We start from the raw sequence: 20,504 nt of genomic DNA on the forward strand, positions 1-20,504 counted from the left end.
CGTCATTCCGGACAGACGCGAAGCGGCCGATCCGGAATCTCGAGATTCCCCGATGCGCAATTGCGCATCTGAGGTTCGGTGCTTCGCATCGCCCCGGAATGACGGGCGCCGTCTAGCGAACCAGCTCCCGCATCGCGTTCTCCAGGCCCTCGATCGTGATCGGATACATGCGCTCGGAGAACAGGCGGCGGATGATGGTGGTCGATTCCGAATAGTCCCAGTGCTTTTGCGCCACCGGATTGAGCCACACCGCGTGCGGATAGGTGCGGATGATGCGGTCGAGCCAGACCGAGCCGGCCTCTTCGTTGACATGCTCGACCGAGCCGCCGGGCACCATGATCTCGTAGGGCGACATCGAGGCGTCGCCGACGAACACCACCTTGTAGTCGTGCGGGTACTTGTGCAGCACGTCCCAGGTCGGCGTGCGATCGGTGAAGCGCCGCTTGTTCTGCTTCCACACGCCCTCATAGAGGCAGTTGTGGAAGTAGAAATATTCCATGTGCTTGAATTCGCTCTTGGCGGCCGAGAACAGCTCCTCGACCTGCTCGATATGCGAATCCATCGAGCCGCCGATATCGAAGAACACCAGCACCTTGACCGCGTTGCGCCGCTCGGGGCGCATGTGCACGTCGAGATAGCCGTGGTTGGCGGTCTCCTTGATCGTGGTGTCGAGATCGAGCTCGTCGGGCGCACCGGTGCGCGCGAACTTGCGCAGCCGCCGCAGCGCCACCTTGATGTTGCGGATGCCGAGCTCGACATTGCCGTCGAGGTCCTTGAACTCGCGCTTGTCCCACACCTTCACGGCGCGGTTGTTGCGGTTCTTCTCCTGCCCGATCCGCACGCCCTCGGGGTTGTAGCCATGGGCGCCGAACGGCGAGGTGCCGGCGGTGCCGATCCACTTGCTGCCGCCCTGGTGGCGGCCCTTCTGTTCCTCGAGGCGCTTCTTCAACGTCTCCATGAGCTTGTCCCAGCCCATGGCCTCGATCTGCTTCTTCTCTTCCTCGGTGAGATATTTCTCGGCGAGTTTCTTCAGCCACTCCTCGGGAATCTCCGCCTTGCCCATGGCGTCGAGGAGGCTCTCGAGCCCCTTGAACACGGTGCCGAACACGCGGTCGAACTTGTCGAGATTGCGCTCGTCCTTCACCAGGGCGGCGCGCGACAAATAGTAGAAGTTCTCGACGGTCTGTTCGGCGAGATCGGCGTCAAGCGCTTCCATCAAGGTCAGATATTCCCGTAGCGTCACGGGGACCTGGGCGTCGCGCAGCGATGTGAAGAACTGCAGGAACATACCCATCTAGATCGCCCGCGGGGCCGGTGGCGTCAAGGGCCCCCGGCCGTGCTTGATCCCGAGATCAGCCATCCACTTTCACCCGGTTGCCTCTGCCGGCGTCAGCCGCCGTGGCGGCGGACGTACGGTCGCGCGGCATCGGCAATCATTCCGCTGCGCGGAAAGATGACGCCTGACATTCCATGCGAACGCCCGGATCCGACACCGCTGCGCTGCGGAATCCACGCTAGACCGCCCGGCTTTTTCAACTAGAATTGTACCGGACAAGACATCGGACAGGACATGCGACCGCCGTGAGAGCGGTCGTTTCGTGTGGGGGCGCGGGCCGCCGCCGAATGAAGCAAGGCAAACAGATCGATGAAATTCACGGGTACCAAGGACTACGTCGCCACCGATGACCTCAAGGTCGCCGTCAATGCCGCCATCGTGCTGGAGCGCCCGCTGCTGGTGAAGGGCGAGCCCGGCACCGGCAAGACCGTGCTGGCCGAGGAAGTCGCCAAGGCGATCGACGCGCCACTTCTGACCTGGCACATCAAGTCGACCACCAAGGCCCAGCAAGGCCTCTACGAGTACGACGCCGTGTCGCGGCTGCGCGACAGCCAGCTCGGCGACGCGCGCGTGTCCGACATCAAGAACTACATCAAGCGCGGCAAGCTGTGGGAGGCCTTCACCCACGAGAAACGCCCGGTGCTGCTGATCGACGAGATCGACAAGGCCGACATCGAATTCCCTAACGACCTCCTCCTCGAACTCGACCGCATGGAGTTCCACGTCTACGAGACCGGCGAGACCATCAAGGCGAAGCTGCGCCCGATTGTGATGATCACGTCGAACAACGAGAAGGAACTGCCGGACGCCTTCCTGCGCCGCTGCTTCTTCCACTACATCAAGTTCCCCGATGCCGACACCATGGGCAAGATCGTTGACGTGCACTTCCCCGGCATCAAGAAGCGGCTGGTGGAAGAGGCACTGCGGATCTTCTTCGAGGTCCGCGAGGTGCCGGGCCTGAAGAAGAAGCCCTCGACCTCCGAGCTGCTCGACTGGCTCAAGCTGCTCTTGAACGAGGACATCACGCCCGAGATGCTCAGGGAGCGCGATCCGCGCAAGCTGATCCCGCCGCTGCACGGCGCGCTGCTGAAGAACGAGCAGGACGTGCATCTGTTCGAGAGGCTGGCCTTCCTCAGCCGCCGCGAAGTCTAGTTTCGAGATCGGCAGACGCCGGGGCGATGGCTCCGGCGTTTCGCTTCCAGCGCCCAACGCACAAGCCAACCAACAAGAAGACCAGGGAAGATGAACGTCCAGACCCAGATCCGTGCCGCCGAGCCCGTCACCACAGAGCATTTCGACGTCCTGATCGCAGGCGCCGGCATCTCCGGCGTCGGCGCCGCCTACCACCTCACCACGCAAACCCCGGGCACCAGCTTCGTGGTGCTGGAGACGCAGAAGACCTTCGGCGGCACCTGGTCGACCCACCGCTATCCCGGCATCCGCTCCGACAGCGACCTGCACACCTTCGGCTATCGCTTCAAGCCGTGGACCAGCGCGCCGATCGCCAGCGCCGAAGAGATCCTGAAATACATGGGCGAGGTGATCGAGGAGAACGACCTCGCCCGCCACATCCGCTATCGCCACACCATCACCGCGGCGAGATGGTCGAACGAGACCAATCTCTGGACCATCGACGCGACACGGATCGACACCGGCGAGCAACTGCGCTTCACCACCAACTTCTTCTGGATGTGCCAGGGCTACTATCGCCACGACGCCGGCTATACGCCCGAATGGACCGACATGGCGAAGTTCAAGGGCACGGTCGTGCATCCGCAGACCTGGCCCGACGACCTCGACTACAAGGGCAAGCGCGTGGTCGTGATCGGCTCCGGCGCCACGGCTGCGACCCTGATCCCGGCGATGGCCAAGGACGCCGGCCATGTCACCATGCTGCAGCGCTCGCCGACCTATTTCCGCACCGGCCGCAACGCCATCGAGATCGCCGAGGAGCTGCGCAGGCTGCAGGTCGACGAGCACTGGATCCACGAGATCACCCGCCGCAAGATCCTGTTCGAGCAGGATGCGTTCACCAAGCGGACCTTCGCCGACCCCGAGGGCGCCAAGAAGGACCTGCTGGCCGCGGTCGAAGCCGTGCTCGGCAAGGACTACGACATCGCCACCCATTTCACGCCGAGCTACCGGCCATGGCGGCAGCGCATCGCGTTCGTTCCGGATGCCGACCTGTTCCAGGCCATCAAGGGCGGCAAGGCCTCCGTCGTCACCGACGAGATCGACCGCTTCACCGAGACGGGCATCCTGCTCAAGTCCGGCAAGCAGCTCGAGGCCGACATCATCATCACCGCGACCGGCTTCCATCTCTCCGCCAATGGCGGCATCGACTTCGAGATCGACGGCAAGCCGCTCGACTTCAAGGACACCGTGACCTATCGCGGCATGATGTTCACCGGCGTGCCGAACCTCGTCTGGGTGTTCGGCTATTTCCGCGCCAGCTGGACCCTGCGGGTCGATCTGGTCGCCGACTTCGTCTGCCGCCTGCTCAAGCACATGAAGGCGACCGGCGCCAAGAAAGTGACGCCCGAGCTGCGTCCCGAAGACCACAACATGCCGCTGCTGCCGTGGATCGATCCGGAGAACTTCAACCCCGGCTACATGATGCGCGGCATGCACCTGTTGCCGAAGCGCGGCGACAAGCCGGAGTGGCAGCACAACCAGGACTACTGGGCCGAGAAGGACGAATTCCCCGCGATCGACCTCAAGGACAAGGCGTTCGTCTACGGGTGAGCTTCTTCTGGCAGTTCCGTCATCCTGAGGAGCGCGCAGCGCGTCTCGAAGGATGCACGGCCCCAGTCGGGCCGTCGATGCTTCGAGACGGCCGCTTCGCGGCCTCCTCAGCATGACGGTGATAGATCGAGCGCGCTGATCGACAAGCATCAGCGCGAAAATCGCAATCCCTCACGCATACTCCGGCAGTTTCGCGGCCGCCTCGGGCGTCTTGCCGCGGATCATGTCGGAGGCCTTGTCGGCGATCATCAGGGTCGAGGCGTTGAGGTTGGCGGAGATCATCCGCGGCATGATCGAGGCGTCGATCACGCGCAGGCCCTCCATGCCATGGACGCGAAGCTGGTCGTCGACCACGGCCCACGATGCATCGGCGGGGCCCATCCGGCAGGTGCAGCCGGGATGGAAGGTGGTGGTGCCGCGCTGGGTCGCGGCCGCGAGCAGTTCGTCGTCGCTTTGCACCTTCGGGCCCGGAAAGTCCTCATAGGCGTAATACGGTGCGAGCGGCTCGGAGGCGAGCAGCCGGCGCGCCAGCTTCATGCCGGCGACCACGACGCGGCGGTCGATCTCCTCGGCGAGGTAGTTGGTCTGGATGATCGGCGGCGCGAACGGATCGGCCGAGCGGATGCGGACATAGCCGCGGCTCTCCGGTCGCTGCTGCCATGATGCGACCGTCATGCCGGGCTCGTCCTCGAGCTGGCCCTGCACGCCTTCCTTGTAGCTTGCCGGCGTGAAGGTGAGCTGCAGATCGGAGCTCTCGGTGGTCTCGCCGGAATGCCAGAAGCAGTAGACCATGGTCGGCGACAGCGACAGCAGGCCGCGCCGCGTCGTCGCCCATTTGATCGCCTCGCCCCACAGGCTGAAGCCGCGGCGAAGCTCGTTGATGGTCCTGATATTCTTGACCCGCGCCACCGAGCGCGGCGCGTAGTGATCCTGCAGGCCTTCGCCGACACCCGGCAGCGCGTGGCGCACCTCGATGCCGTGCGACTTCAGGAGGTCGGGCGAGCCGACGCCGGAGAGCTGCAGCAACTGCGGCGAGTTATAGGCGCCGCCGGAGAGAATGACCTCCTTGGTGGCGCGGATCTCCAGGGGATCGCCGTGCTTGCCGCCGCGGTTGTAGCGCACGCCGACCGCGCGCTTGCCTTCGAAGATAATGCCGGTGACATGGGCATGGGTGCGCACGTCGACATTCGGACGGCGACGTGCCGGATGCAGGAACGCGGTCGCGGCGCTGACCCGGCGGCCGTTCAGGATGGTGCGCTGGCAGTACGACACGCCCTCCTGGATCTGGCCGTTGTAGTCGGGGTTGCGCGGGATGCCGAGCGAGACCGCGCCTGCCATGAAAGCCTCGCAGAGCGGATCCTGCCAGTCCATCGTAGTGACGGTGAGATTGCCATCCCGACCACGATAGGTGTCGTCGCCCTCGCCGATCCGCTTCTCCATCCGCCGGAAATACGGCAGCACGTCGGGATAGCCCCAGCCGCGATTACCGAGCTGCGCCCAGGTGTCGAAATCCTGGCGCTGGCCGCGGTTGTAGATGTGGCCGTTGATCGAGGACGAACCGCCGAGCGTCTTGCCGCGCGGCGCATAGATGCTGCGGCCGCCAGTGTAGGGACCGACCTCCTGCTGGTACGCCCAGTTCACGCTCTTCATGTGGAAGGTCTTGATGAAGCCGGCCGGCAGATGGATATAGGGATGCCAGTCGCTCGGCCCCGCCTCGAGCACGCACACCCTGGTGCCCGCGTCTTCACTCAACCGGTTGGTCAGCACGCTCCCGGCGGAGCCTGCGCCGATGATCACATAATCGAACGTTTCCATCGTCTCTTTTCTGGCGCCGACCAAACCGTCAGCGCGGCTTTTCGTTGAGTTGATAGTTGAGATGCGCCTTCACCGTCGGCCATTCGCTGGCGATGATGCTGTAAACCACGGTGTCGCGCAACGTGCCGTTGGGCGCGATCTGGTGGCTGCGCAGGATGCCGTCCTGTTTTGCACCCAGACGCTCGATGGCGCGCCGGCTCTGGTGATTGAAGAAGTGCGTGCGGAACTCGACCGCGATGCAATCGAGCGTCTCGAAGGCGTGCGTCAGCAGCAGCAGTTTGCACTGCGTATTGAGCGCGCTGCGCTGCACACGCTTGGCGTACCAGGTCGAGCCGATCTCGACACGACGGTTCGGCGTATCGACGTTCATGTAGGTCGTCATGCCGGCGATCCGGCCCTCGGCGTCGAACACCGTGAACGGCAGCATCGTGCCTGCGGCTTGCAAGCCGAGCCGGCGGTCGATCTCCCTGCCCATGGTCTCCGCCTTCGGAATCGCGGTGTACCAGATCTTCGAGAGATCGCCGTCCTTCGCGGCCTCGACCAGGCCGCCGGCGTGATCATGCGACAGCGGTTCGAGCCGCGCATGCGCGCCGCGAAGGGTGACCGGTTCAAGCCAGGGCATTCGAATATCCTCTACGTGGAAGCGGCCTCACTCTAATCGTCATTGCGAGCGAAGCGAAGCAATCCATCTATCCACACACGGGGATAGATGGATTGCTTCGTCGCTTCGCTCCTCGCAATGACGGTGGGTGCGGTCATTTATTCAGAAAATTCAGCGGCAATCCGGGCCGCGACCAGTCCATCGCGATCAGTTCGCCCTTGCCGGACAGCGTGATGTAGGCGGTCTTCAGGTCGGGGCCGCCGAAGGCGATGTTGGTGGTGACGCGATCGCCGGTCGGCACCTGCTCGACCACCGTGCCGTCGGGCGCGATCACCGAGATGCAGCCCGAGATCAGGGTCGCGACGCAGACATTGCCGTTGGCTTCGACCGCGAGCGAGTCGAACATCTGGTAGCCGCCGAGGCCGGCGATCGGTTTTCCCCGCTCGCCGCGATAGATCACGTCGCGCGGCTTGATGGTGCCGGGCTCGGACACCTCATAGGCCCACAGCCGCGCCGTCGGCGTCTCCGCGATGTAGACGGTCTTCTCGTCCGGCGAGAGGCCGATGCCGTTGGCCGGCAGGATGCCGTGCACAGCCTCGACGATCTCGTTCATGCCGGGCTTCAGGTAATAGAACGCGCCGACATCCATGTCGCGGGCGCGGCGCTTGCCGAGATCGGAGAACCACAGGCCGCCCTGCCTGTCGAACACCAGGTCGTTCGGCCCGCGCAGCTCATGCTCGCCGCATTTGGTGACGACAGTCTCAACCTTGCCGGATTGCAGATCGACGCGCTGGATCGAGCCGCCGAGATAATCCTCCGGCTGCGGTCCCGGCATGATCATGTTCCTGGTCGGGATCCAGGAGAAGCCGCCATTGTTGCAGATGTAGATCTGGCCGTCGGGGCCGAGCGCGGCGCCGTTCGGACCGCCCGGCACCTTGGCGACGATCTCCTTGCGCCCGTCGGGATAGACCCGGGTCAGCCGCTGGCCGCGGATTTCAACCAGCACGACCGAGCCGTCGGGCATCACGACGGGACCTTCGGGAAACTCCAGATCGGTGGCGAGAACTCGGATATTGGCCATGGCATCCTCCCGGCTCTTTGGCTGCCGGCGGTCTCCGAACGGCCCCGCACGCGCAACGTTGTTGTTTCAACCCGTTATGGCAAACGGGGTATGGCTTGCCAAGCAACCGGGGGTGCAAGGCTGCCCGGCGTTGAGGTGGGATGGCCGCAAATTGCGATATCGTTCTGGCGATGCCCCGATGCCGCCACACCCACTGCTGTCGCGGCCTGCGCCGGGCAGACGATGCGGATGAAGATATGGAACATCGGTGTCATCACCCGGCTTGATGTTTAGACCGGACAGATCACTGACAGGTGTTCGGAGACATAGCTGACACGTCAAAATTGGCTGGATTGGTCGATTCGGGAGCCGTCCATGCCGTGGAGCGAGGTGTCAGTGATGGATCAGCGACGAGAGTTTGTGCGGCTTGCTCTGCAGGAAGGCGCGAACCGGCGAGAGCTGTGCCGGCGCTTTGGGATCAGTCCTGATGTCGGCTACAAGTGGCTGAGGCGGTGGCATGCCGGCGATCGGGAACTGGCCAATCAGTCCCGTCGACCGAAGACGATGCCCAAGCGCAGTGCGATCGCGCTGGAGGCGCAGGTGGTGGCGGTCCGCGACAAGCATCCGGCCTGGGGAGCGCGCAAGATCGCCCATTGCCTGAAGCGGGACGGGCAAGCTGTGCCGGTGGCCTCCACGGTGCATCGGATCCTGTGCCGACATGAGCGGATCAAGCCGAGTGAGAAGGCACCGCCCGGTCCGCCAGGCCATCGCTTTGAGAAGGAGGCTCCCAATCAGCTGTGGCAGATGGACTTCAAGGGCCACATGCCTCTCGGCAACGGGACGCGGTGCCATCCGCTGACCATGGTGGACGATCACTCGCGCTATGCTCTGTGCCTGAAGGCATGTGCCAATGAGCAGCGCCCCAACGTGCAGAAGCATCTGACCGATACCTTTCGCCGCTATGGCCTACCGGACGCCTTTTACATCGACAACGGCTCGCCCTGGGGCGATACGTCCGGCGCTCGCTGGACCGCGCTGAAGGTCTGGCTGCTCAAGCTCGGCATCCATGTGGTGCATGCCAGGCCGTGTCACCCGCAGGGCCGCGGCAAGAACGAGCGCTTCCATCGCAGTTTGAAAGCGGAAGTGTTTGCCCTGCGCTCGTTCCGCACTTTGCCGGAAGTCCAGCGTGCCCTGGATAGCTGGCGCACACTCTACAATTTGGAGCGGCCTCACGAGGCGCTCGGCATGGCTGTCCCAGCCGACCGCTACCGGCCGAGTTCTCGCGCCATGCCGAACCGTGTTCCGAAGGTCGAATACGATACCGGAGAGATCGTTCGCATCGTCTCCTCGACACGGAGCTACGTCGCCTTCCGGGGGCAGATGTGGAAAGTCCCGCAAGCCTTCTGCGGCGAGCCTCTTGCGATCAGACCGCTCAACCGCGACGGCAACTACGGAATCTTCTTCGCCAGCTGGCAGGTCGCATCAATCGACTTGACCAATGGCAGACCTGTCAGTGATGTGTCGGAACAGGCGTCAGCCATGTCTCCGGTCTAAACACTTGACCGGGTGATCCAGTATTCCAGAGACGGCTGTGCTTGAGCCGAGAAGCCGCGGCGTACTGGATCGCCCGGTCCCGTCTTCGCCAAGGTTTCGACGGGGCTTGCGGTCTTGGGCTCGCCGAAGCTTCAGCGGAGGCGGCGAGCCGGGCGATGACAGTAGTGGTGGGGGTATCGTTCGGCGTTCTCGCGACATGAATTGTCCGAGTCTTGCTCTTTCTTTCCACCCTCTCTCGTTCAGAGGGCGCAGGGAAAGCCGGGTGCCGATCGCACCCATGGGCCCCGAGCGATGGGTAGAAAGCTCGGGGGTAGGACCACAGGTGTAACCGGAGCAATCCGGCTTTCCCTGCGCGATGGCTTACGGCTTATACGTGCTCGCCCCGGCGAGACTTGGCTTTGTTGTCACCGTCTTCGCAACGCGCATTGCGCAATCGGAAGAGACACCTACCGCTAGGGCGTCAGGCCTGCACGACTTCGCCGTCCGCCTCATGCGCATTCGTCGACTGCGCAATCGGCGTCCACCGCATCTCGACCCGCGTTCGTGACGACCGCGAAGCGCCCCTCGTGTCGGGCGAGACGGGCGGAATTGAACATCTGATTTGCCCGACGACGGAAGCGCTATTTTGCCCGTCGGGGTGATTTGTCGCAGTCTTTCCCTGCCGTCATTCCGCGGCGTGCGAAGCACGAACCCGGAATCCATTGATCCACAACACCTGCGGCCCGATGGATTCCGGGCTCGCGCTGACGCGCGCCCCGGAATGACGCGGAGAGGATGGCGCACGAGCCCTCAGGTGCGCGATCGTGCACCGGGGGATGACAGAGAGCAAGCAGCGCTAGCTCAGCGAGCCCGCATGCACCCACCAGCCGGGATGCGCGGCGCGGAGCTTTTCGCCGGCGGCCTCGGCGTCGGCATCGCTGGCGAACACGGCAAAGCAGGTCGCGCCTGAGCCCGACATCCGCACCAGGCGAACGCCGCTGGTCGCACGCAGCGCGGACAAGACGTCGCTGATCACGGGCTCGATGCGCGCCGCGGGGCCTTCGAGATCGTTGGTGCCGCGCGACAGTGCCGCAATCCAGTCGTCGACCGCGCGGCCGGCCGCCGGCCAGTCCGGCGCCTGCATCACGACATCGGTGGCGCCGATCAGGAGTTCGCCATGGCGCAGGCCGAGCGCGTTGAAGACATCCTTGGTCGCAACCGGCACGCGCGGATTGACCAGCACGGCGGGCATTGTCGGCAGATCGAGCGGCAGCAGGCCTTCGCCGACGCCGGTCATGTCGCAGGCGCGCGAGGCGACGCACACCGGCACGTCGGCGCCGGTCGCCAGCGCGACCTCCATGATCCTGCTGTCGTCGAGCGCAAGCTCGTTGAGCCGTGCCAAAAGCCGCAGCGCGGCCGCGGCATCCGCCGAGCCGCCGCCGATGCCGGCCGCAACCGGCAGCACCTTCTCCAGGGTGAAGTGGCCGACCTCGAGGTCGACGACGCGCTCGCCGAGCAGCCGCGCCGCCTTGAGCACCAGATTGTCCGAGGTATCGCCGCAGGCATCGGCCAGCGGCCCCGACATCGAGAGCGACAATTCGGGCCCCGGCTCCAGCGTCAGACGATCGGCGCAATCGGCAAACGCGACGACACTCTCCAGGTCGTGAAACCCGTCGACGCGCCGTCCGACAACCCTGAGCGTCAGGTTGACCTTGGCACGCCCTTCTTCAATCAGCGCCGGCACGGCGAGTAACCTCTAAAAAACAATGATCGTGAGCGATTAGCGTAAATCGCCGCACGATCCTATCCCTTTGTTTGGATGGAAATTCCGGGAGTATGCCGGATCAAGCGCCGCATCCGCCGCCGTCGTCCCTGCCTCGTGCGCAATTGCGCACGGGAGCAGGGACCGATACTCCGCGGCGGATGTTGCGATCGGGATTCGTCGTTCGGGTAGCTTGGTTATGGGTCCCTGCTTTCGCAGGGACGACACCGAATTTGCCGCAAGCGCCGGGTCTAGCCGCCCTTGCCGTCGTCGTCCTTCTTCTTGTCGGCCGCGGCGGCGTTCGAGGTATCATCCGGCAAGCCGTTGTCGATCTTGGCCTGGATCTTCGGCAGCTCTTCCGGCTCGGGCTTGAGGTCGCGGGCGTGCGCCCACTGGAACTTGGCTTCCAGCGTGCGGCCGACGCGCCAGTAGGCATCGCCGAGATGGTCGTTGATGGTCGGATCTTCCGGCTTCAGGTCGATCGCGCGCTCGAGGTTCTTCACCGCCTCGTCGTAATTGCCGATCCGGTAATAGGCCCAGCCGAGGGAGTCGACGATGTAGCCGTCGTCAGGGCGCTGATCGACGGCACGCTTGATCATCTTCATGCCTTCGTCGAGGTTGATGCCCTGGTCGATCCAGGAATAGCCGAGATAGTTCAGCACATGCGGCTGCTCGGGCTGCAGCTCGAGCGCCTTGCGCATGTCGGCTTCGGCCTTGTTCCACTGCTTGGAGCGCTCCTCGCAGATGCCGCGGTAGTAATAGGTGACCCAGGCGTTCTTGTCGCCGTTGCCGGCCGGCAGCGCATCGATCGCCTGCGAATAGGTGGTGGCGCAGTCGGCGAACTTCTTGCGGCCGCGCTCGATATTGCCGAGCGCCAGGATCGCCTCGACGTCCTTCGGCTGATCCGCGGTGACTTCCTTCAGGATCTTGATCGCCTCGTCGCTGCGGTCGGCGGCGTCGAGATTGGTCGCGAGCTGGATCTGCGCGTTGCGCTTCAGCGGCGAGGACGCCGGCATCCGCTCATAGACCTTGATCGCCATCTGCGGCTTCTTCACCGACTCGTAGAGATCGGCGAGCGAGAGCAGCGCCAGCGGATGGTTCGGCTGCAGATAGAGCGCGAGCTGCAGATAGACCAGCGCGAGGTCCTCGCCGCCGCGGCGGGTCAGCGTCGCGCCGATGCCGTACAGCGCCTCGGCGGCGCCGGCCTGCGGGCTGTCGACCAGCGGCGGCAGCTTCTTTCCGGCCTTGGTCTCCTTGATGCCCTCAAGCACCAGCGGATGGCGCGGCAGCTTCTTGTCGAACGCCTCGTACATCGCGGTCGCGGCGGCGGCATCCTTGTTGCGCGAGGTCCAGCGCGCATATTCGTCGACCGTGCGCAGCATCGAATCGTCGAGCTTGTAGACCTTCTCGAAGCGGGCGCCGGCATCCTTCTCCTTGCCGGACAGCTCGTAGATCATGCCGGCATGCAGATCCTTGAAGATCGGATACCATTCCGGCCCGGTCAGCTTGTCGATCGAGGCGACCGCGCCTTTGCTGTCGCCGGCGCCATAGGCCGCCCAGGCCGACAGCAGCGTCGCCACCAGGTCGGTGATCGGACCGCGCACCGACTGGTTGATGTTGGACTGCGCGGCGGCGTATTTCTTCAGCTTGAGGTCGCGCACGCCGACCACGAGGCGGGCGACGCGGTTGGACTTGTCCTGGGTCAGGATGCGGTCGGCGAGCTTGACCGCCTCCTCGATGTCGCCGTCGGCGAGCGAGGAGATGAAGGCGCGGTCGAGCAGCTCGGAATTCTTCGGGTCGGTCCGCAGCGCCGAGCGGTAGAATGCCGCGGCCGAGGACGCATCGCGCTCGACGCTGGCGTGGCGGGCGGCCAGATAGCTGCCGGCTGTTGTCAGCGACTTCAGGTCGGTCTTGGAGGGGAATTGCGCGGTATTGTCGGTCGGGTGGTCCGGCGTTTGCGCTGCGAGCTGCGCAGGCACGGCAAGCGCCGCGGCAGCGAGAACGGCAATCGTCAGGCGGTGGAATCGGGTGGACAGCATCACGGTCGCCTTGCTCCAGGGGTTTACGCCAAGATGGATTTTACGGCCAAGATCTTGCGATCAGTCTCAAAATGCGAACCCAAGCGGCGGCATCACGGCGGGGGCGACAATGCCGCTTTTGGCGTTTATCCGCAAGGATCGCCCCAAGGAAAGCTCAACGGGCACCCATGACGAATCATTTGGCAGATTAGGCCTTTAGACCCGCCGATCCGGCCAGCCCCCGCAAGACGCTCCCACTATGGCGGTATCGTGACCGGGCCGCGCATATTCGCGTGCAGAAGCAAAAAGCAGCGGATGATACGGCGCCCACCGGCCGGTGTTCCGCCGCTCCTATTGTACCGAACGGTGCAATCCGGCCGCTCGACGCGAGAGCGGGGCGCGCCGCGGTTGCGGCGGCCCATGCTGTGGTCACGCAAATGTGGTCGGCCGCCTTCGCCCGCCCCTCACCTTACATCGCCTCGTAGTTCGGACCGCCGCCGCCCTCCGGAGGAACCCAGGTGATGTTGCCGTTGGGATCCTTCACGTCGCAGGTTTTGCAGTGGACGCAATTCTGGGCGTTGATCTGGAAGCGCGGGCCTGAGGATTCCTCGACCCATTCGTAGACGCCGGCCGGGCAATAGCGGTTGGAGGGACCGGCGAACACGTCGTGCTCCGAGGTCTTCTGCAGGTTCATGTCGGCAACCTTGAGATGGACCGGCTGGTCCTCCTCATGGTTGGTGTTGGACAGGAACACCGACGACAGCTTGTCGAACGTGATTTTGCCGTCCGGCTTCGGATAGGCAATCGGCTGGTGCTGCTTCGACGGATCGAGCGTCTTGCGGTCCGGCTTGGCGTGCGACTGGGTGCCGAACAGCGAGAAGCCGAGCGTGTTGCACCACATGTCGAAGCCGGACAGCGCCATGCCGAGCAGATTGCCGAACTTCGACAGCAGCGGCTTGGCGTTGCGGACCTTGAACAGGTCCTTGCCGATCGAAGACGAACGCCAGGCGTTCTCGTATTCGACGACTTCGTCGTTGGCGCGGCCGGCGCCGAGCGCGGCGGCGACATGCTCGGCGGCGAGCATGCCGGAGCCCATCGCATTGTGGACGCCCTTGATGCGCGGCACGTTGACGAAGCCCGCGGCGCAGCCGATCAGCGCGCCGCCCGGGAAGGTCAGCCGCGGCACCGACTGGTAGCCGCCCTCGGTGATGGCGCGCGCGCCGTAGGCGAGCCGCTTGCCGCCCTCGAACAGTTCGCGGATATCGGGATGGGTCTTCATCCGCTGGAATTCGTCGAACGGCGACAGATAGGGATCGTTGTAGTTCAGATGGACGACGAAGCCGACCGCGACGCGGTTGTCGTCGTAATGATAGAGGAACGAGCCGCCGCCGGTCTTGTCGTTCAGCGGCCAGCCGAGCGTGTGCTGGACGCGGCCCTTCTTGTGCTTCGCCGGGTCGATCTGCCAGACCTCCTTGAGGCCGATGCCGAATTTCGGCGGCTCGGAGTTGGCATCGAGCTTGAACTTGGCGATCAGCTGCTTGGACAGCGAGCCGCGCGCGCCCTCGGCGAACAGCGTGTACTTGCCGAGCAGCTCCATGCCGCGGGTGTAGGAATCCTTGTGGCTGCCGTCCTTGGCGATGCCCATGTCGCCGGTCGCGATGCCGCGCACCGCGCCCTTGTCGTCATAAAGCACTTCGGCCGCGGCAAAGCCCGGATAGATCTCGACGCCGAGCGCTTCCGCCTTCGGCGCCAGCCAGCGGCAGACATTGCCAAGCGAGCCGATGTAGTTGTGATGATTGTGCATCAACGGCGGCATGATGAAGTTCGGGATGCGGAACCAGCCTTGCGACGTCGCCCAGTAGAAGCGGTCGCTCGTGACCTGCGTCTTCAGCGGACAATCGGCATCCTCGCGCCAGTCCGGCACCAGCTTGTCGAGCCCGGACGGATCGATCACCGCACCGGAGAGGATGTGCGCGCCGACCTCGGAGCCCTTCTCCACCACGACAACCGAGAGCTCCGGATTGAGCTGCTTGAGCCGGATCGCGGCCGACAGGCCCGACGGGCCGGCGCCAACGATGACGACGTCGAATTCCATAGACTCGCGCGGGGGCAGGCCTTCGGCATTTAGGTCTTCAGCACTCATGATCTTTGATCTCAGCCCAATGAGAACGCTTCTAAGCTTTTCAGGGGTCGTTGTTTCCGATTTTTCGGGGAAGGACAACCATGGAATTGCGCTTGGCAAGGTTTCGCGCGGCTCCGAGGACGCAGGGGCGTGGTCTTTTCCGAAATCGAGCCTCCACTTTTCCCGTCCATGCTCTAAATTGTCCCCATCATGATGCCCGAGCCCTCCCCTACACTGCAGCAATTGCTGGCCTTTTACCTCGAGGCCGGGGTCGATTGCGCGCTCGGCGATGCGCCGATCAACCGGCTGGAGGAGGTCGAGCCAGTTCCCGCGCCCGCCGCGCCGCGGCCGGTGGCGCTCAACCCGCTGCGTCCGCCGCCGATGCCTTCCGTTCCGCGCAGCGAAATCACCGTGGCACCGGAGGCCGCGGTCGCCTCGGCGCGCGAGGCCGCACGCTCCGCGCCGACGCTCGAAGCCTTGCGCACGCTGATGGAGACGTTCGACGGCTGCGCGCTGAAGCACACCGCGACCAGGCTGGTGTTCGCCGATGGCAATCCGCAAGCGCGGGTGATGTTCGTCGGCGAGGCGCCGGGACGCGACGAGGACATCGAGGGGCTGCCGTTCGTCGGCCGCTCCGGCAAGCTGCTCGACCGCATGATCGCCGCGATCGGGCTCGATCGCAGCAAAGCCTACATCGCCAACGTGATCCCGTGGCGGCCGCCGGGCAACCGGACGCCGACGCCGCAGGAAACGCAGGTGTGCCTGCCCTTCATCCAGCGCCATATCGAGCTGGTCAATCCCGACGTGCTGGTGACGCTCGGCAATCCCTCGACGCAGGCGCTGCTCGGCACCCGCGAAGGCATCATGCGCACCCGCGGCAAATGGGTCGATTACGACACCGGCACCCGCACGATCCGCGCGGTCGCGACCTTCCATCCGGCCTATCTGTTGCGCTCGCCATCGTACAAGCGGCTGTCGTGGCAGGATCTGCGCGCGATCGCGAAGGCGTTGCAACAGGCGACGGCGTAGCTTGTAGCTTCGTAGCCCGGATGGAGCGCAGCGCAATCCGGGTCTGACAGCGCAGGTTGAGGAAGTGTCCCCGGACTTCGCTTCGCTTCATCCGGGCTACGGCTTCACATCAACCTCACCCCTTCGGCCGCACGATCGCCCAGCCGATCCGCAGCACCGGCTGCCGGCCATTGACCAGGCGGTCGAACGCGCGCGGCACTTCCGGCACGAGGCCGGGGAAGCGCTGTGCGAGTTCGGGCGGCGGCGTGCCGGCGGTGTCCTGCGCGCGCCAGACCACGACGCCGCCGGTCTCGTTGAACTTCGCGATCGACAGCCAAGGCGTCCGCTGCGGCGCGGCGTCGAGCAAGAGATGCGGACGGCGGCCGTTCATCGCGATCAGGCTGGCAATCTCGGGATCGCCGGCGACCGCGCGCAGGCGCTGGTTGGTGCGGCGCTCGTAGCTGTCGTCGAAGAAGCGGCCGATCGCGGCTGCCGGCAGCGAGGTCGGCGCCTCCGTGGCGCTGATCCACGGCAGGAACAACGCCGCCGCCAGCGCCGCGGCGGCAGGCGCCGCGACCGCGAAGGCCCACACCGAACGCAACAGGCGCTGCCGCCTGAGCGGGATCAGGTCGCCGGTCGCGACGACGGCGGCGAGCCCCGACATCAACAGCGCCACGCCGGCGCCGCCGAAGGTGCGGTCGAGATCGAACAGGCCGGAGACGAAGCTGCTCAAAATCGCCGGCGCAAACGCGAAGAAATAGACGAATTGCTGCGCCAGCGGGCTGACCCGCGGACGGTAGATGATCGGCGCATCCTCGGCGGCGCGGGCGAACCAGCGCGAATTGAGGATCGCGAGCACCGCGATCGCGGCCGTCGCCACGATCAGCCCGCCGAGCACGACGCCCCAGCGCAGCGCGCGTTCCCTGAGATCGGCGATCCCAGGCAAGGCCGGCAGCACCAGCGCGTCGGCGCGGACCAGCCAGATCAGATAGGGCAGCACCAGCACGATGACGACCAAGAGCGCATAGAGCGGATCGACCGCGCGCAGCGTGCGCCGCCCGCGCTCGGTCGCCAGCGCAAAGCCGACCACGAGCAGGATCATGCCGATCGCCGCCGGCGTCGTCAGCAGCAGCAGGCCGCAATCGATCGACCAGGCGAACCAGGCGCTGCGCCGGTTCTGCCCGATCAACTGCCAGGAATGCAGCAGCAGCAGCGCCCACAGCGGACGTGCCAGGATCAGCGGACCGAACTCGACGCTCGGCGAGGAGAACACCACCTCCGTCATCGACAGCAAGACCGCCAGCACGCCCTGCGGGCCGCCGACGATGGCGCGCGCCAGCCTATAAAAGGCGATGAAGGTGGCGATCTCGCAGACTTGCGCCAGCAGATAGACGCCGAACACGTGATTGCCGGCGGCACGGAAGGCGATGTCAGCAAGCCAGAATGCCAGCGGCGGCCCCATGTCGGTGCCGACCTGATACTCGCGGCCGAAGGCCAGGATAGTGGCGAGATTGCCGGGCGGGCTGCCGTAGAAGATCAGCGGCAGCAGCAGCCAGATCGCGGCCTGCACCAGCACCACGACCCACACCACGAGGCGCGGCCGGGCGCGGATCAGTTCGACAACCAGGGAGGTAAACCGCATGAAACGCCTGAAATGCCCCTGCCACCATGTCAGCGGCGTCATCTGATCCGGAGGGTTTTGATAAACGGCGACGGCGGTGGAGGCAACCGGCGCCGGATGAGTCGGCGGTGCAAAGCCACACACAGCCGTCATGCCCCGCGAGTGGGCATCCAGTACGCCGCGACCTCTCGATCGAAAACGACTGCCTCTGGAATACTGGATCCCCGCATACGCGGGGATGACAGCGGAGATGATCGGCGCCGTCGCCCCTTTACGCCGCTTCGGATGAAACGGCTTCGCTCTCCGCATCCACCGTGAACAGGTCGGGCTCGCCCGGCACCGGAAAATGCTTCAGCCGCGCCGCGACGACCGGGGCGAAGAAGCTGCGGTGATGGCTGCTCGGCCCGAGCCGGTCCAGCGCCTCGAGGTGCTCGGGGACCGCATAGCCCTTGTGTTGCTCGAAGCCGTAGCCGGGACAATCCAGCGCCAGCGCGCACATCAGGCGGTCGCGCGTCACCTTGGCGATGATCGAGGCGGCTGCGATCGAGGCCACGATGCCGTCGCCGCCGATCACGGCGTCGCAGCCGCAGGGCGTGGCGAGCTTGTCGCGGCCGTCGACGAAGACGTGCTTCGGCATTTCCGGCAGCGCGTGCACCGCGCGCGCCAGCGCCCACAGCGAAGCGCGCAGGATGTTGTCGCGGTCGATTCGCGCCGGCGAGGCCACTGCGACCGAGAACGCAGCGGTGGCGCAGATCTCCTCGAACAGCTCCTCGCGGCGCTCCGCGGTCAGCCGCTTGGAATCGTCGAGACCCTTTGGAACGCGCGCGGGATCGAGCACGACGGCGGCGGCCACCACGGGCCCTGCCAGCGGACCGCGCCCGGCCTCGTCGCAGCCGGCGACCGGCCAGACGCCGCTCTTGATCAGCGCGCGCTCGCGCCGGAAGGTCGGCCGGGTCACGGCGACGACGCGCTTGGCCGGCCCGGCCGACTTGGCCGGCGCCTTCTTCGACGAGGTCTTTGATGCGCTCTTGGATTTGTCCCGAATCATGCGTGGGATCGTGATCAAGCAAGCCCGGTGACGCAACCGGGAACCGGCCGCCCGTCCCCGTTATTCAAGTCGGCCGTTGCTAGTCCGGAATTGACACCAGCCCGTCATCGCGAACCTCGAAGCCCGGCGCGCGCACCACTTCCCAGGCGTGGCCATCGGGATCGCCGAAATAACCGCAATAACCGCCATAGCTGGTCGGCTGCGCCGGCTTCAGCAATGTGGCGCCTTTCGACAGCGCGAACGCCATCACCCGATCGACCTCGGCATCGTCGTTGCAGTTCCAGGCGATCGCGACGCCGCGGAAGGCGACCGGCCGCGGCTGATCCGGCAGCCCGGCATCGGTCGCGAGCAGATGCCACGGGAACAACCCGAGCACGGTGGCGCCGGTCTCGAAGAAGGCGACCTCCTCGCCGGTCGCGCGCATCTTCCTGGTGAAGCCGAGGGACTCGTAAAAGGCGATGCTGGCGCGCATGTCGCTGACGCCGAGCGTGAGGACGGTGAAGCGCGCGGTCGGGGCGTTAGTCATCGTTGCACTCACTGTTATCTTCGTAGCCCGGATGCAGCGAAGCGCAATCCGGGAAAACTCGCCACCGATATAAGAACCCGGATTTCGCTGCGCTGCATCCGGGCTACGGCGGCCCGCCTAGAACAAACTGAGCTGCTGCCCGTTGCGCTTCGGCTTGGCGAAGTGATCGGTTGTCAGCTTGGTGCGCCGCTTGTTGAGGCCGAGCTTTTCGCAGGCGATCTCGAAGCGGCGGCCGATCATCCAGGCCATCGGGCCAGTGCCCTTCATCCGCGTGCCCCATTGCGAGTCGTAGTCGCGGCCGCCGCGCATGTCGCGGATCAGCGTGAAAACGTGGCGGTAACGGTCGGGATAGTTGGCCATCAGCCATTCGCGGAAGAGATCGCGGACCTCGAGCGGCAGCCGCAGCAGCACGTAGCTTGCTTCCTTGGCGCCGGCATGCACGGCGGCGTCGAGGATGCGCTCGATCTCGGAGTCGTTCAGCGCCGGGATCACGGGCGCGACCATCACCGTGGTCGGGATGCCGGCCTCCGCGAGCCGCTTGATCGCCTCGAGCCGCTTCGGCGGGGTCGAGGCGCGCGGCTCCATGGTGCGGGCGAGTTTGGGGTCGAGCGTCGTCACCGACAGCGCCACCTTGGCGAGATTGCGCTTGGCCATCCGCGCCAGGATATCGATGTCGCGGGTCACCAGCGCCGACTTGGTGACGATGCCGACCGGATGCCCGGCGCGCTCCAGCACCTCGAGGATGCCGCGCATGATTTTCCGGTCGCGCTCGATCGGCTGATAGGGATCGGTGTTGGTGCCGATCGCGATCATCCGCGCCTCATAGTCGGGCGCCGTCAGCTCCTTCTCGAGCAGCGCGGGCGCGTCCGGCTTGGCAAACAGCTTCGACTCGAAGTCGAGCCCCGGCGACAGGCCGAGATAGGCGTGGGTCGGCCGCGCGAAGCAGTAGACGCAGCCGTGCTCGCAGCCACGATAGGGATTGATCGAGCGGTCGAAGCCGATATCGGGCGAGTCGTTGCGGGTGATCACCTTGCGCGAGCTGTCGAGCGCCACGCTGGTGGTAAATGGTGGCAGGTCGTCGAGGCTCTGCCAGCCGTCGTCGAACGCAACCCTCGCCTCGGCCTCGTAACGTCCGCTGGCGTTGGACTGCGCGCCGCGGCCGCGCCGCCGCTCGCGCTCGATTGCGACCGCAAGCTCGGGAAAAGGGGCAGGGACAGGTGAAGGTGCACCCGCCGGGTTATCGGAGGGCGCCGTTACCGGCGGGTGCTTGAGGGCATGAGAGGATGCTCGGCTCATGCTGTGAAGCTAG

Annotated in this window: 15 protein-coding genes; 4 read left to right on the forward strand and 11 right to left on the reverse strand. The window is 65.3% G+C overall.

Going from position 1 to position 20,504, the window contains the following annotated elements; all coding sequences use genetic code 11:
- Positions 1-112 precede the first annotated feature (112 nt).
- Complete coding sequence (locus tag ACVW17_RS36435; protein ID WP_016847779.1) at positions 113-1,288, reverse strand: vWA domain-containing protein; 1,176 nt, start codon at positions 1,286-1,288, stop codon at positions 113-115.
- A 357-nt stretch (positions 1,289-1,645) separates the two neighbouring features.
- Between ACVW17_RS36435 and ACVW17_RS36440 the strand changes: the two genes are divergently transcribed.
- Positions 1,646-2,488 (forward strand): AAA family ATPase, encoded by an 843-nt coding sequence (locus tag ACVW17_RS36440; RefSeq protein ID WP_456749614.1) that lies wholly within the window; start codon positions 1,646-1,648, stop codon positions 2,486-2,488.
- Positions 2,489-2,578: 90 nt separating this feature from the next.
- Positions 2,579-4,081 carry a flavin-containing monooxygenase gene (locus ACVW17_RS36445; protein WP_456798746.1) on the forward strand — a complete coding sequence of 501 codons (1,503 nt, stop codon included), beginning with the start codon at positions 2,579-2,581 and terminating at the stop codon, positions 4,079-4,081.
- 171 nt (positions 4,082-4,252) lie between these two features.
- Here the strand turns inward: ACVW17_RS36445 and ACVW17_RS36450 are convergent, their stop codons facing one another.
- From ACVW17_RS36450 to ACVW17_RS36460, 3 genes are all read right to left on the reverse strand, one after another.
- Positions 4,253-5,896: a GMC family oxidoreductase gene (locus tag ACVW17_RS36450; protein ID WP_456798747.1), complete on the reverse strand. Its 1,644-nt coding sequence runs from the start codon at positions 5,894-5,896 to the stop codon at positions 4,253-4,255.
- A gap of 28 nt (positions 5,897-5,924) precedes the next feature.
- Positions 5,925-6,518, reverse strand: coding sequence for a GNAT family N-acetyltransferase (locus tag ACVW17_RS36455; RefSeq protein ID WP_456749617.1), 594 nt, complete (start codon positions 6,516-6,518; stop codon positions 5,925-5,927).
- Between the two features lie 133 nt (positions 6,519-6,651).
- Positions 6,652-7,578 carry an SMP-30/gluconolactonase/LRE family protein gene (locus ACVW17_RS36460; protein WP_456749618.1) on the reverse strand — a complete coding sequence of 309 codons (927 nt, stop codon included), beginning with the start codon at positions 7,576-7,578 and terminating at the stop codon, positions 6,652-6,654.
- 354 nt (positions 7,579-7,932) lie between these two features.
- Here ACVW17_RS36460 and ACVW17_RS36465 point away from each other — a divergent pair, with 354 nt between their 5' ends.
- On the forward strand, positions 7,933-9,111 hold the full coding sequence (locus tag ACVW17_RS36465; protein WP_456749619.1) for an IS481 family transposase: 1,179 nt from the start codon (positions 7,933-7,935) through the stop codon (positions 9,109-9,111).
- 835 nt (positions 9,112-9,946) lie between these two features.
- Here ACVW17_RS36465 and ACVW17_RS36470 read toward each other — a convergent pair.
- From ACVW17_RS36470 to ACVW17_RS36480, 3 genes are all read right to left on the reverse strand, one after another.
- Positions 9,947-10,834, reverse strand: coding sequence for a 4-(cytidine 5'-diphospho)-2-C-methyl-D-erythritol kinase (locus tag ACVW17_RS36470; RefSeq protein ID WP_456798748.1), 888 nt, complete (start codon positions 10,832-10,834; stop codon positions 9,947-9,949).
- A 269-nt stretch (positions 10,835-11,103) separates the two neighbouring features.
- Complete coding sequence (locus ACVW17_RS36475; RefSeq protein ID WP_456749621.1) at positions 11,104-12,891, reverse strand: tetratricopeptide repeat protein; 1,788 nt, start codon at positions 12,889-12,891, stop codon at positions 11,104-11,106.
- A gap of 448 nt (positions 12,892-13,339) precedes the next feature.
- A complete protein-coding gene (locus tag ACVW17_RS36480; protein ID WP_456798749.1) occupies positions 13,340-15,013 on the reverse strand; it encodes an electron transfer flavoprotein-ubiquinone oxidoreductase in 1,674 nt (557 codons plus the stop codon).
- Positions 15,014-15,202: 189 nt separating this feature from the next.
- Between ACVW17_RS36480 and ACVW17_RS36485 the strand changes: the two genes are divergently transcribed.
- On the forward strand, positions 15,203-16,021 hold the full coding sequence (locus tag ACVW17_RS36485) for a uracil-DNA glycosylase (protein ID WP_456798750.1): 819 nt from the start codon (positions 15,203-15,205) through the stop codon (positions 16,019-16,021).
- A gap of 115 nt (positions 16,022-16,136) precedes the next feature.
- Here the strand turns inward: ACVW17_RS36485 and ACVW17_RS36490 are convergent, their stop codons facing one another.
- The 4 genes from ACVW17_RS36490 to ACVW17_RS36505 all read right to left on the reverse strand — a co-directional run bounded on the left by ACVW17_RS36490 (position 16,137) and on the right by ACVW17_RS36505 (position 20,491).
- Positions 16,137-17,642 (reverse strand): glycosyltransferase family 39 protein, encoded by a 1,506-nt coding sequence (locus tag ACVW17_RS36490; protein WP_456798751.1) that lies wholly within the window; start codon positions 17,640-17,642, stop codon positions 16,137-16,139.
- Between the two features lie 250 nt (positions 17,643-17,892).
- The gene (locus ACVW17_RS36495) at positions 17,893-18,669 is read right to left on the reverse strand and encodes a ribonuclease HII (protein ID WP_456798752.1); all 777 of its coding nucleotides are present in this window, start codon (positions 18,667-18,669) and stop codon (positions 17,893-17,895) included.
- Positions 18,670-18,748: 79 nt separating this feature from the next.
- Positions 18,749-19,195 (reverse strand): VOC family protein, encoded by a 447-nt coding sequence (locus ACVW17_RS36500; RefSeq protein ID WP_456798753.1) that lies wholly within the window; start codon positions 19,193-19,195, stop codon positions 18,749-18,751.
- A 117-nt stretch (positions 19,196-19,312) separates the two neighbouring features.
- Positions 19,313-20,491, reverse strand: a complete 1,179-nt coding sequence (locus ACVW17_RS36505; RefSeq protein WP_456798754.1) for a PA0069 family radical SAM protein — start codon at positions 20,489-20,491, stop codon at positions 19,313-19,315.
- Positions 20,492-20,504 lie beyond the last annotated feature (13 nt).

Source organism: Bradyrhizobium sp. USDA 4473 (assembly GCF_054063335.1).